Origin of the sequence: Anaerosalibacter sp. Marseille-P3206, assembly GCF_900155565.1 — a bacterium.
Classification (GTDB): Bacteria; Bacillota; Clostridia; order Tissierellales; family Sporanaerobacteraceae; genus FUHM01.
The window spans coordinates 2,195,034-2,207,973 of the sequence record NZ_FUHM01000002.1 but is presented as its reverse complement, the minus strand read 5'-3'; the positions used below and the strand labels follow the sequence as shown (position 1 = coordinate 2,207,973).

Genomic DNA, 12,940 nt, shown 5'->3' with positions numbered 1-12,940 from the left:
TTTTCCCCCTTATTTATTACTTATAGCATCAATGCCAGGCAATACCTTGCCTTCAAGGAACTCCAATGAAGCTCCTCCTCCTGTAGAAATATGAGTTATTACATCTCCATAACCTGCCTTTTCTACAGCTGACGCACTATCTCCTCCACCTACTATAGTTATAGCTTCTGTCTCAGCTAAAGCCTTTGCAATTGAATTGGTACCTTTTTTGAAGTTTTCCATTTCAAATACTCCCATTGGTCCATTCCAAACTACAGTCTTAGCATTTTTAATTTCATCACTAAACACTTTTACAGTTTCTTCACCTATATCTAATCCCATCATATCGTTAGGGATATTTTCAGCTTCTACAGTTTTAAACTCTGTATCATTTTTAAATTCCTTTGCTACTATAGTATCAACTGGTAGCAACAATTTTACATTCTTAGCTTTAGCTTTTTCCATCAATTCCTTGGCTAATTCTACCTTGTCTTCTTCTAACAGTGAAGTACCTATATTATATCCTTTAGCCTTTAAGAAAGTATAAGCCATTCCACCACCTATAAGTATGGAATCAACTTTTTCTATTAGGTTTTCTATAACACCTATCTTATCAGATACTTTTGCTCCTCCTAAAATAGCAACAAAAGGTCTTTCTGGATTTTCTAGTGCCTTTCCCATTACATCAATTTCTTTTTTCACTAAAAACCCAACGCTTGAAGGTAAGAATTTTGAAACTCCTACATTTGAAGCATGCGCCCTATGAGATGTACCAAAAGCATCATTTACATACAATTCTCCTAGAGAAGCCAATTCCTTAGAAAATTCTTCTCCATTCTTTTCTTCTTCTTTCCTATATCTAGTATTCTCAAGTAATACTACATCTCTTTCTTTCATATTTTCAACAATATTTTTCACATTTTCACTAACTACTTTGTCATCCTTAGCAAATATAACTTCACTATTCAATAACTCAGATAATCTCTTTGCTACTGGTTCTAAGCTATACTTAGGATTTGGTTCTCCCTTTGGTCTTCCTAAATGAGACATAAGAATTACTTTAGCATCATGTTCTAACAAGTAGTTAATTGTAGGAAGAGCACTGGTTATTCTTCTATCATCAGTAATATTGTTGTTTTCATCCATCGGAACATTGAAATCACATCTAACTAATACCCTCTTGCCTGAAACTTGTAAGTCTTCTATTGACTTTTTATTTAGCATATTATCACCTCTATTATTATTAAAATGGTAAAAGCCGGTCTTGAAAGTCAAGACCGGTCTAATATGTCTATTTGTTTACAATATAACTTGCTAGGTCTACAACTCTACGTGAGTATCCCCATTCATTATCATACCAAGATACAACTTTCACCATATTATCTATAACCATTGTTGATAATCCATCTACTATTGAAGAACGTGGATCACCTTTGTAATCTACAGATACCAATGGTTCATCTGAAAAACCTAATACGCCTTTCATTTTTCCTTCACTAGCTTCTTTTAATGCTTTGTTCACTTCTTCAGCAGTTGTTGGTTTTTCTACTTCAAACACTACATCTACTACTGAAACTGTTGGAGTAGGTACTCTCATAGCAAACCCATTTAACTTACCCTTAAGTTCTGGAATTACTAATGCAACAGCTTTAGCTGCTCCTGTAGTTGTTGGAATAATAGATTCTGCAGCTGCTCTTGCTCTTCTTAAATCTTTATGTCTCTTATCTAGAATTTGTTGATCATTTGTGTAGGAGTGAACAGTAGTCATAAGACCTTTTTTTACTCCAAATTCATCTACAATAACTTTAGCAACTGGTGCTAAACAGTTAGTTGTACATGAAGCATTGGAAATAATGTGATGCTTTTCTGGATCATATTGCTCTTCATTTACTCCCATTACTATAGTAATATCTTCATTTTTAGCTGGTGCTGTAATAAGAACTTTCTTAGCTCCTGCATTTATGTGTTTCATTGCCCCTTCTCTATCTCTAAATGCACCTGTTGAGTCAATAACCAACTCTACTCCAAGTTCTTTCCAAGGAATTTCCTCTGGATTTCTGTGAGCTATTACTTTTATTTTCTTTCCATTAATAACAAATCCATCTTCTACTACTTCCACTGTTCCGTTGAACTTTCCATAAAGGGAATCATATTTAAATAGATGAGCTAATGTATTTAAGTCCCCTGAAGCATTAAGTGCTACTATTTCAAAGTCCTCTATTCCTTCTTCCATATAGATTCGTAGTACGTCTCTACCTATTCTTCCAAAACCACTAATACCAACTTTCATAGTCATATAAATCTTCCTCCTTATATTTATTTTAGCTAACTATGTAGCTTATTTTTTTCAATACTTAGTATTTTTCTAGCTGCTCCTTCATCTGTAACTAAGGTCATATCTCCTCTTATAGTACAGATAGAAATAATAGCTTCTGCTTTTTCTTCACCACCAGCAACACCTATTACATTTTTTACTCTTTCATAATCTGACAGTGATAGTCCTATAGTCATTGACTCATATACAGTATTCCCACTTCTATCAAAATAATGGCCAAAAGCTTCAGCAACAGCGCCATTTTCAATAAGTTTATGTATCTTTTCTTCTGGAAGTTCTCTTCTTTCTGCCATTGTATCTGCTCTTCCAAGTCCAAATACCAAAATATCTAAATTGCGAATTATACTAACTATTTCTCTAACATCAGGGATTTTCAATAAAGCATCTTGAGCTTCTTTTCCAACAATATCTGGAACATGTAAAAGTCTATAACTTCCACCAATTTTATTAGCCAACTTAGCTGCAATACTATTTGCTTGAGTTTCTACACTTTTGCCAAGCCCACCTCTAGCAGGAAGAACAAGAACATTATTTGCTACTTTTTCACTATTTACCTCTTCAGCAAACTGTTCCATAGTTGTTCCACCAGTAATCCCTATAATATTATCATCTCTAATTAGCTTTTTTAGATGCTTAGCAGCTTCTTTTCCTATATCCTTCAATACCAACTCATCTTCATCAGAATTGCCTGGCACAATAAATGCTTTTTTAATATTTAAAGCATCCTCAAGCACTCTTTCTAAATCTTTTAAACCTTTTATATTATAAATTACATCCTTTAAATCCATGAGAATACTCTTTCCTTCTTCAGTTACATACATACCCACAGATTCTATATTTAATAACCCTTGCTCTTTTAAAACTGAAACTTCAGTTCTAACTGTTCTTTCACCTAGACCCAAATGATTAGCTAGTGCTCTTCTCCCAATAGGTTGATAATAATAAATGCTCCTTAAAATTTCATATCTTTTTTCAAGGGTTTCAAGTATTTCAGGCACTATTTTCTTTTCTAGTTCAATTAAATCACTCAAGTAAAACACCTCTTATGTAAGACATATATAGTATTATGCCTTATAATAAAATAATTAGTACAATAGTTGTTGGCCCATATGTGTCCCCGTGTATGATATTTGTCCCAGTACATTTAAAAAAATATCAAATCAAATTACAAATATATTATATGACATAATATGAACTATTGCAAGTCTATAAAAAAGGCTGCTATGGAAACATTACAAGGAAACCCTTTTTGAAACTCATTTCGGAAAGTTTTGTAATAAGGAAAACTAGAACTTTCCTATGAGTTATAAGGTAAAAGCCTTTATTTTTAAACAAAGGCTTTAGTATCAGTATCTTCTTCTTAATGATGAAGAAGGGATATTTAATTCATCTCTATATTTTGCTATAGTTCTCCTAGAGATTTCAATACTATTACTTTCAAGTATATTTGCTATTTGTTGATCACTATAAGGTTTTGTAGGATCTTCTTCTTCAATTAAATCCTTAATTAACGCCTTAATACTAGTAGCAGAAATATCTCCTTTTCCAGATGAAACTCCTGTTGTGAAAAAATATTTTAATTCAAATAATCCTCTTGGAGTTTGAATGTATTTTCCACTTGTAGCTCTACTAACAGTAGATTCATGAACTCCTATATCCTCTGCCACATCTTTTAATGTTAAGGGTTTTAGTGCCTTCTCTCCTTTTTTTAAAAATTCATCTTGGAACTTTAGTATTGATTCAACAACATTATATATAGTCATTCTTCTTTGCTCAATACTTCTAATAATCCACAGTGCCGAATTAAGTTTATTTGTTAAAAAAGTAGTTGCATTTTCATCATCAGAGCTAGAAATTAACTCCTTATAAAAACTATTTATATTTAATCTAGGGCCTGTAATATCATTTAAAATTATTACATATTCTCCATCTACAATTGTAAGTGTTACATCTGGAGTGATGTACTTAACTTCGCTAACTTCACCTGAAAAAGCTCTCCCGGGCTTAGGCTCTAAGCTCTTTATAAAATCACAAATATCTTGGACTTCTTTTAAACTTATCTCTAACTCTTTTGATATTTTATTAAGTCTATTGTGTGCTACATCTTCTAAATAGCTTTCTACTATTGAGTATATTTTTTCATTTTCTATTTTTCTATCTCTTAGTTGAATAACTAAACATTCTTCTAATGATCTAGCACCAACACCTACAGGATCAAAACTTTGTATCTGAAGTAAAACCTTTTCCCCAAGTTCATAAGAAACACACAGTTCATCACATATATCTTCTATAGTAGTTGTCAAATAGCCATTTTCATCTATATTTTCAATAATAAATTCACCTATGTTTATTTCTAATTTATCTGAAAAATTTAAGTTTAATTGCAAATATAAATGTTCCTTTAAAGAAGACGAATAAGTAACAAACCCATCATAATTTACTTCACTATCTTTTCGCTCTCTTGGACCAGTATAACTAAAATCATCATAGCTATCTACAAACTCTTTCCAATCAATTTCTTCATTTTCTTTAGTTACTTCCTCTATATTTTCATAATCATCAGAAGAGCCTTCAATTTCCAATAGAGGATTTGATTCCAATTGTTTTTCTAAATATTCTTTCAACTCCATACTTGAAAATTGAAGTAACTGAATTGCCTGCCTCAACTCTGGTGTCATTACTAATTTTTGAGATTGTTCAAGGGTCAAATCATAACCTAATCTCATTAAAACTCACTCTCCCAACTAATTTAATCCTTACTATAAACAATATATGTTAGTATTATATCAGATAATTATCTAATGTACAAAATTATTTGTTTTTCGACATATTACTTTTGTAGGGAGAAACCTTTTATTATTAATACTAGTTTAAATAATGTAAAATCCTTAACATACTCATTTTTTATCTCTTTGTCTAAAAGTACTACTTTGAATTCAGGTTTATTATCTTCCTTAGATGTTTCTAATTTTGAAATATGCATTTTACTAGTCATATCATATTTTTCCCGAGATGTAAATATCTTTACTAATAAATCTTTATATTGTATAATATAATCAAAGTAACACAATAATAAAGGATGATGTTATGAAAAACAATACACTAATAACTATAGGTCAAAATTTAAGAAGAATTAGAAAAGAATTAAATCTTAGGCAAAGTGAAATAACTGGGGGAGAGATTACAAGAAATTTAATTAGTCTCATCGAAAATAATAAAACACCACTATCTGAAACTAATGCTAAAATAATTTCACAAAATATGAACTTGATTATGAAAGAAAGAGGGCTAGATATTTATATTGAAACTGAAGATATACTAAATCCAAAAAGGTATGATGCAAAGAAAAAAGCCGATTTATATATTCAACAATTACAAAATTATTTAAATGAAAAAAACTATAATATTGAAACAGAAAAACTGCAAGAAATAGAACTCTTTTTAAACAATTGGAATTTAAATGACAAGAAAGTAAAAATATACGAACTTCTTGGTGATATATTTTACTACTCTAGTGAATCTAATAAAGAATTTATTTATTTAACCAAGGCTTTAGAATGTTCTTTTATGTTTTCAGATATTAAAAGCAATTATAAGTTAATATCGAAATTAGTTTCTAATTGCATCAATACTGGAAAATATCAAGAAGCAATTACATTGGGGAATTTAGGGTTATTAAGTAATAATGATATGATAGATGAACATAAAGGAATATTTCACTATAATAATGCTCTTGCATATAAGAATTTAAATCAATTTGATAAGAGTCTAGAAGAATTAGTCTTAGCTAAAAAACTTATTAATAATACTAATAATAAAACATTGAAAAAGATTATGACATTAGAAGCACTTTGCTACTCCAATAAAAAAAATTATAATAAAGCTTTAAGTATATACAAAGAATTATTGGAAATATCAGACAATGAAACAAATTCTGATGAATTATGTCTAATATATACTAATATTATAGATATGTTTATTAAAAATAATGATATTCCAAAAGTAATTGAACATCTAAATATATTAAATAAATATATCCCAAATGTAAATGAAAACTCATCTTATTTAGCAAAAATATATTTTGAAATGTCAAATGCCTATTATTTTTTAGAGGATTATGATTTAACAATGAAATATTTGGAAAATTCTCTTGTTATCTCGAAAAAAAATAATCAAAAAAATTTGTTCTCAAAAGTTCTATTAAAAATTTTTGAACTTAGTACCAAAACAAATAACACTGTAAAAATTAATCTATACATAGAAAAAATAAAAGAAAATTTAATTGATATTGATATTGATGATAAAACTAAGCTACTATTAAATTTAGTTTTATACTATCTTGATAATGGATATAATTCTTTGGTCAAAGAATTAATCCAAGAAATACTAAATAAATAAGAAGGGGATGAAAAAATATGATGAAGTACAAAAAAGCATTCTTATCATTATTTTTATCTCTTACAGTATTAGCTAATTTAACCATTGTAGTACCATTTGGAGAAATAGATCCAGAACCAGAAAGAATAGAAAGCATTATACACTACAATCAACAATAATATTTCCTGGGAAATAACCTGAAAAAGCTACTCATAGAAGTCATTTCTATGAGTAGCTTTTTTTATTATATTATTCTTGGTTTTTTTGATATGGTATACCATTTGCTGCTGGACCTGTTGCTCTACCTACAAATCCCATAAGGATTACTAAGGTAATTACATAAGGGATCATAGCTAGCAATTGAGATGATACTGCTATATCTGTACCACCTAAATATACTACTAATCCCTGTGCTAAACCAAAGATTAAACAAGCCCACATAGAACCATGTGGTGTCCACTTTCCAAATATCATTGCTGCTAAGGCTATAAAACCTTGCCCCGATATCAAAGTTTGTCTAAAATTTGATACCACTGCTAAACTCATAGCAGCTCCACCAAAACCTGCAAAGACTCCAGAAAGTATTACAGCAAGATATTTTGTTTTAAATACATTTATACCTAATGTATCTGCAGCTCTTGGATGTTCTCCAACAGATCTAATTCTTAGTCCTAATCTGGTCTTATATAGTAAATACCAAACTACCAAAACTAAAATAAACGCTATATATACTGTTGCATATTGGTTAAATACCAAATCCAAAAATGAGTTTTGAGCAAATACCCCGTTTAGTGGCCTTGGCATTTTATTATCCAATTGAATAGGTTTAGTCATGGTTGCTCCATCAAAGAAAATTCTACTTAGGAAAAGAGCTAAACCAGGCCCTAAAAAGTTGATAGCAATACCAGATACAACTTGCTCTGCTGTAAAAGTTACACAAGCTATTGCATGAAGTAACGCCAATATACCTCCAGCCAATCCTGCAGCCAAAAATGCTAGCCAAGGATTTCCTGAATAATAACCTACAGTTGCACCAACAAAGGCTCCAATAGTCATCATACCTTCTAACCCAATGTTTACAACTCCAGAGTTTTCACTAATTACTCCACCTAGGGCTGTATACATTAATGGTGCAGCATACATTAAACTTATTCCTAAGATTAACCCTAAATCATTTAATGCTTTCAACTTCTTCACCTCTCTTCTTAACTCTTCTCATTTTAAACATTTCTATTAGTTTAGGCATAGCTATAAATAATACAATAATACCTATAACTATATTAATTATCTCGGATGGTGCTCCCATTCCTGGCTGTATCTTGTATCCGCCATATTTCAATGCACCAAATAATAGTCCTGCAAATATACATCCTATAGGATTATTAGCTCCTATTAATGATACTGCTATACCATCAAAGCCATTGCCTTCCATAGCAGCCAATATTGATACTTCTCTAGTTACACCTAATACGTGAACAGCTCCTGCAAGACCTGCTATTCCACCTGCTATCATCATTGCAATAACTGTATTCTTTTTAACATTAATACCACCATACTCTGCTGCATCTTTGTTAAATCCTACAGCTCTTAATTCATATCCTAATGTAGTATTTTTCAATATATGTCTTACATAAAATGCTACTAATATAGCTATTAAAAAACCCCAGTTTATTGGTGCATCAAAAAATCCTCCAAATAACGCCTTCCAACTCTCAGGTAATCCTATACTAGCTGATTCTAAAATCTTTTGAGAAGCTTCGCTTTCAGGTCTTTTGAATTTATCCCAAAACACCATGAAATTACTAAAATAAAGTGCTATCCAATTCAGCATTATAGTAGTAATAACTTCATTTACACCAAATTTAGACTTGAGTAAACCAGCTATACCACCCCATATTGCTGCTGCTAAACAAGCCATAAGTAATGCTACAATAGCATGAATAACTGGTGGTAAATGCCAAAAATATCCTACAAGTGTAGCAACTAATGCTCCAATAATAAATTGGCCCTCTGCACCTATATTAAATAGCCCTGTTTTAAAAGCAAAAGCTACTGAAATACCCGTTAATATTAGTGGTGTAGATTTAATAATTGTCCAAGATATAAATTTTGGCTTCCCAAATACTCCTCTTATCATTATTCCATAAGCTTCTAATGGGTTATAACCCGTTATTAGTAGTATTATTGCTCCTATTACTAGCCCTAAAAGTATAGCTATAATAGTAAACTTGAGCTTATTGCCTTTCATCATCTACACCTCCTCCAGCCATAAGATATCCTAATGTCTTTTCATCTGCTTCTTTTGCATCTAATATAGAAACAATTTTACCATCATATATAACCGCTATTCTATCAGAAAGATTCATTATTTCATCTAACTCAAAAGAAATGAGAAGTACTGCTTTTCCTCTATCCCTTTGTTCTACTAAAGATTTGTGAACAAACTCAATTGCACCTACATCTAGTCCCCTTGTAGGCTGTGCCGCAATTAATACATCGGGATCATTTGACACTTCTCTTGCAATAATAACTTTCTGTTGATTTCCACCTGACAATGCTTTAGCATATTGATTTTCATCTTGTGGTCTAACATCAAATTTCTCAATTAATTCCTTTGCATTTTTACTGATTTGCGGATGTTGTAATCTTCCATTTTTTGAAAAAGGTGCTTTGTGGTAATTCTCTAATATGAAGTTTTCTCCAATTGTAAAATCAAGAACTAATCCCCTTCTCTGTCTATCTTCTGGGATCGTACTCATTCCCTTTTCAATAATGTGTTTTGGTGTAGAGTTGGCAACATCTTCGCCTTTTAGCATAACCTTTCCAGATTCAATAGGCCTAAGCCCAGTTATACCTTCAATCAATTCACTCTGGCCATTTCCATCAATACCAGCTATACCTAATATTTCACCACCGTGAAGTTTAAGTGATAATCCATCTACAGCATTTAACTTTCTATTATCCTTTACAACTATATTATCAATATCAAGAACTACTTCACCTTTTTCCAATTCCTTTTTGTCAACCACAAAATTAACCTGTCTACCTACCATTTTTTCAGCTAACTCTTCTTCTGTTACTTCGCTTACTTTAACAGTATCAATTTTTTTACCTCTTCTAATTATTGTACAAAAATCTGCTGATTGTTTAATCTCTTTTAATTTATGAGTTATGATAATAATCGTCTTTCCCTGACTAGTCAAGTTTTTCATAATATCTATAAGTTCATCAATTTCCTGCGGAGTAAGAACTGCTGTAGGTTCATCAAATATTAGTATGTCAGCTCCCCTATAGAGTGCTTTTAATATTTCTACTCTTTGTTGCATACCCACTGTTATATCTTCTATCTTAGCATCTGGATCAACATACAATCCATATTTCTTAGACAATTCTTCTACTTGTTGTCTTGCCTTCTTTACATCTAAGCGACCAGTATCCCAATTACCTTTCTTAACTGTAGTTTCCATACCTAGCATTATATTTTCTACTACAGTAAAGACATCAACCAACATAAAATGCTGATGAACCATACCAATACCATGTTGTATTGCTATATTAGGATTTGTTATTTCCACTTTTTCACCATTTATCATTATTTCCCCAGATGTAGGTGTATATAAGCCATATAGCACATTCATTAAAGTGGTTTTACCTGCACCATTTTCTCCTAATAGTGCATGTATTTCACCCTTATGAACTGTTAGGTCAATATTATCATTTGCTACAAAATTGCCAAATTTCTTAGTTATACCTTTCATTTCAATAACTTTGGTTGAAAAATCTATATTATTCAATAGGGTAACCTCCTATTCTAATACTTAAGCAGCTCAGACATATTGCCTGAGCTGCCTGTTATAACTATTCTAATGTTTCTAAGTATTCTTCAAATGTCTTTTCATTTACTGGAACTACTATTTTTTCATCAATAATATCTTTCTTTAATCCTTCTACTTCATCTAGTATTTCCTTTGGAACGTGTTTGTCTGATGTTGGAGCTATATCAACAGCACCTTCCTTAAGACCTAATACTACAGTTTCTCCTCCTGTGAACTTCCCATCAGCTAAATCTTTAACAATTAAATAAATACCTTGGTCTACTCTCTTCATAGCTGATGTAAGAACATTATCTGGTGCCATATAATTTTGGTCTCTATCTACACCTATAGCCCATTTACCTTGTTCTTTAGCTGCTTCAATAACACCATCACCTACTCCACCTGCAGCGTGGAATACTATGTCTGCTCCTTGTTGATACATACTATTTGTAATAGCTTTACCTTTAGCTGCATCATTAAATGATTCAGCATATTGTCTTAATACTTTTACATCTGTTCCATTTACTTTGTTAGCATAAGCAACACCTGCGTGGAAGCCGTAATCAAATCCCCAGATTACATCCCCTTCCATACCACCAACGAAACCTACTGTACCAGTTTCAGTCATTTTTGCTGCTATGTAGCCAACAAGGAAAGATGGTTGTTCTGCTTTAAACACTACTCCTACTACATTTTCAGGAGTCTTATCACCATATGAAAAGTCAACTATACCATATTTGGTATCTGGATTCTTTTCTGCTGCTTCTTTTATAGCATCACCAAGTTTAAATCCGATTCCCCAAATCATATCATTTTCAGCATCAACAAGAGTTTCTAGATTTGGAACAAAATCAGCATCTTGATGTGATTCTTGATAACTAACCTTTACTCCAAAATCCTTTTCTGCTTGTTGTAAACCTTCCCAAGCTGATTGGTTAAATGATTGGTCATTTACACCACCAACATCTGTAACCATAGCTACTTTTAAATCACTTTCTACCTTGCCTTCATCTGTTTTTCCTTCATCTGATTTGCCACTATCTGTACATGCTACAAGGCTGAATGCAAGTACTGCAATCATTAGTACTGCAATTATCTTTTTAGACAATTAAAACTCCTCCTTTATTTTAATAATATATTTAACGCACTTTATATAATTCTACATATATTATTAAAATCCTTCTTTAATATCAAAATTATTGTTACATTTTCTTTGCTTTTGATATTTTGTTTTATGATTTATTAACAAACTGTTGATTCTTTTGTAATATATCCGCTTTTAGCTAGTATATCAGTTGCCTTTTCTAGTTTTGTATCATTTACCATTATAATTGGACCAGTACAGCCCATTCCACTTTCTGCATAAAGTCCATTTTTCCAAAGTACTTTAACTGCATCTTCTAATTCCATTATATCTACCCCTGCAATAGTACCTGTAACAGTTTCCTTTGGTGGGGCAGTAACCTCTTCATCATTATCTTCTTTTGCTGTATCTTTAGTTAATGATTTAAGAATTTCTTTAAACTTCGCTTTATTTACTTTTTCAAACTCATCTTTTGCAACATTCATCACTTTACCTTTTGCTAAACTTCCTCCATAACTAATAGCATTTGCTACAACTGGAATTCCAGAAGCTCTTGAAAGGATAAGTATTGTTCTATCATAATCTTCACCAATTCCTGGACCATAACCATAACCAATGGATTCATAATCTCCACCTGTTGTAAATGATGAGAAAACTTTTATTAAAATATTTCCTGTTAGGGTATCAGTTATCATAACATCTGGTACACCTGCAAGAAGGTCGTTTCCTCTCATTACACAACCACCATCAGCTCTTAGTGATTCAGTAAAGTTTATTTTATATCCATTTTTATCTAATTCTTTTAGTGCTCTTTCTACTTGTCTAGCACCATCTACATTCAATATACCTACTGTTGGATTTTCAACCCCCATAGCTTTTGCTGCTATGATTCCGTATATACCATTCCTTACCATGGCTTCAACTCTATGAGGTGATGATGTTCCTGTAGTAGTAGCAATATACATTTCCCTACCTCTACCAGGTGTTATAACTCTACCAACTGTTGAAACTCCTATAGGAAAACTATAATGCATTGTTACTGCTGCATCTAATTCACCGCTGTCAAGGAGTTCTTCCATCTTCTTGTAGCCTTCTTCTTCATTTTCAACTACTACTTGTGTTAGTGGACTATCTACCTTTGGCCCTATTAAAACTACTTCTATAGAAGAATCTCTACTTTGAGCTATTTCTGCTCCTTTAACTACATTGTCTACTCCATGTTCACTTCCATAAGAAGTTATACCAACTCTAACTCTGTTACTAAATTGACCTGTTTCCATTGCATCAGCTATATCATTAAAAACTTTTCCAATCATTTTTTTTACATTATTATCAGTCATATTATCACCT

At 31.6% G+C, this 12,940-nt stretch carries 12 protein-coding genes; 2 read left to right on the top strand and 10 right to left on the bottom strand.

The annotated features are described in order from the left end of the window. Positions 1-9: 9 nt before the first annotated feature. From pgk to BQ9840_RS12655, 5 genes are all read right to left on the bottom strand, one after another. On the bottom strand, positions 10-1,203 hold the full coding sequence (gene pgk / locus BQ9840_RS11950; protein ID WP_077369988.1) for a phosphoglycerate kinase: 1,194 nt from the start codon (positions 1,201-1,203) through the stop codon (positions 10-12). Positions 1,204-1,270: 67 nt separating this feature from the next. Continuing rightward, complete coding sequence (gene gap / locus BQ9840_RS11945; RefSeq protein WP_077369987.1) at positions 1,271-2,275, bottom strand: type I glyceraldehyde-3-phosphate dehydrogenase; 1,005 nt, start codon at positions 2,273-2,275, stop codon at positions 1,271-1,273. A 29-nt stretch (positions 2,276-2,304) separates the two neighbouring features. Next, complete coding sequence (locus BQ9840_RS11940) at positions 2,305-3,345, bottom strand: sugar-binding transcriptional regulator (RefSeq protein WP_077369986.1); 1,041 nt, start codon at positions 3,343-3,345, stop codon at positions 2,305-2,307. 315 nt (positions 3,346-3,660) lie between these two features. Then, on the bottom strand, positions 3,661-5,040 hold the full coding sequence (rpoN, locus tag BQ9840_RS11935; RefSeq protein WP_077369985.1) for an RNA polymerase factor sigma-54: 1,380 nt from the start codon (positions 5,038-5,040) through the stop codon (positions 3,661-3,663). A gap of 104 nt (positions 5,041-5,144) precedes the next feature. Continuing rightward, positions 5,145-5,384, bottom strand: coding sequence for a hypothetical protein (locus BQ9840_RS12655; RefSeq protein ID WP_159436174.1), 240 nt, complete (start codon positions 5,382-5,384; stop codon positions 5,145-5,147). A 17-nt stretch (positions 5,385-5,401) separates the two neighbouring features. Between BQ9840_RS12655 and BQ9840_RS11930 the strand changes: the two genes are divergently transcribed. Both BQ9840_RS11930 and BQ9840_RS12650 read left to right on the top strand, forming a co-directional pair. Continuing rightward, on the top strand, positions 5,402-6,712 hold the full coding sequence (locus BQ9840_RS11930) for a helix-turn-helix domain-containing protein (RefSeq protein ID WP_077369984.1): 1,311 nt from the start codon (positions 5,402-5,404) through the stop codon (positions 6,710-6,712). Positions 6,713-6,729: 17 nt separating this feature from the next. Beyond that, positions 6,730-6,870, top strand: a complete 141-nt coding sequence (locus BQ9840_RS12650; RefSeq protein WP_159436173.1) for a hypothetical protein — start codon at positions 6,730-6,732, stop codon at positions 6,868-6,870. Between the two features lie 70 nt (positions 6,871-6,940). Here the strand turns inward: BQ9840_RS12650 and BQ9840_RS11925 are convergent, their stop codons facing one another. The 5 genes from BQ9840_RS11925 to grdD form a co-directional block, all read right to left on the bottom strand. Beyond that, positions 6,941-7,834, bottom strand: a complete 894-nt coding sequence (locus BQ9840_RS11925; protein ID WP_077370172.1) for an ABC transporter permease — start codon at positions 7,832-7,834, stop codon at positions 6,941-6,943. A 28-nt stretch (positions 7,835-7,862) separates the two neighbouring features. Beyond that, positions 7,863-8,939, bottom strand: a complete 1,077-nt coding sequence (locus BQ9840_RS11920) for an ABC transporter permease (protein WP_077369983.1) — start codon at positions 8,937-8,939, stop codon at positions 7,863-7,865. Then, a complete protein-coding gene (locus tag BQ9840_RS11915; RefSeq protein WP_097677512.1) occupies positions 8,926-10,449 on the bottom strand; it encodes an ABC transporter ATP-binding protein in 1,524 nt (507 codons plus the stop codon). Before BQ9840_RS11915 ends, BQ9840_RS11920 begins: the two co-directional genes overlap by 14 nt. Before the next feature lie 100 nt (positions 10,450-10,549). Beyond that, the gene (locus tag BQ9840_RS11910; protein WP_077369981.1) at positions 10,550-11,614 is read right to left on the bottom strand and encodes a BMP family lipoprotein; all 1,065 of its coding nucleotides are present in this window, start codon (positions 11,612-11,614) and stop codon (positions 10,550-10,552) included. A gap of 134 nt (positions 11,615-11,748) precedes the next feature. Next, positions 11,749-12,930 (bottom strand): glycine/sarcosine/betaine reductase complex component C subunit alpha, encoded by a 1,182-nt coding sequence (gene grdD, locus BQ9840_RS11905; protein WP_077369980.1) that lies wholly within the window; start codon positions 12,928-12,930, stop codon positions 11,749-11,751. Positions 12,931-12,940: the final 10 nt, after the last annotated feature.

What these genes read in the sequence shown, in the direction of transcription:
- pgk (WP_077369988.1), bottom strand. Translation starts at nt 1,203, where the DNA reads ATGCTAAATAAAAAGTCAATAGAAGACTTACAAGTTTCAGGCAAGAGG.
- gap (WP_077369987.1), bottom strand. Translation starts at nt 2,275, where the DNA reads ATGACTATGAAAGTTGGTATTAGTGGTTTTGGAAGAATAGGTAGAGAC.
- rpoN (WP_077369985.1), bottom strand. Translation starts at nt 5,040, where the DNA reads ATGAGATTAGGTTATGATTTGACCCTTGAACAATCTCAAAAATTAGTA.
- BQ9840_RS11930 (WP_077369984.1), top strand. Translation starts at nt 5,402, where the DNA reads ATGAAAAACAATACACTAATAACTATAGGTCAAAATTTAAGAAGAATT.
- BQ9840_RS12650 (WP_159436173.1), top strand. Translation starts at nt 6,730, where the DNA reads ATGATGAAGTACAAAAAAGCATTCTTATCATTATTTTTATCTCTTACA.
- BQ9840_RS11925 (WP_077370172.1), bottom strand. Translation starts at nt 7,834, where the DNA reads ATGTATGCTGCACCATTAATGTATACAGCCCTAGGTGGAGTAATTAGT.
- BQ9840_RS11920 (WP_077369983.1), bottom strand. Translation starts at nt 8,939, where the DNA reads ATGAAAGGCAATAAGCTCAAGTTTACTATTATAGCTATACTTTTAGGG.
- BQ9840_RS11915 (WP_097677512.1), bottom strand. Translation starts at nt 10,449, where the DNA reads ATGAAAGGTATAACTAAGAAATTTGGCAATTTTGTAGCAAATGATAAT.
- grdD (WP_077369980.1), bottom strand. Translation starts at nt 12,930, where the DNA reads ATGACTGATAATAATGTAAAAAAAATGATTGGAAAAGTTTTTAATGAT.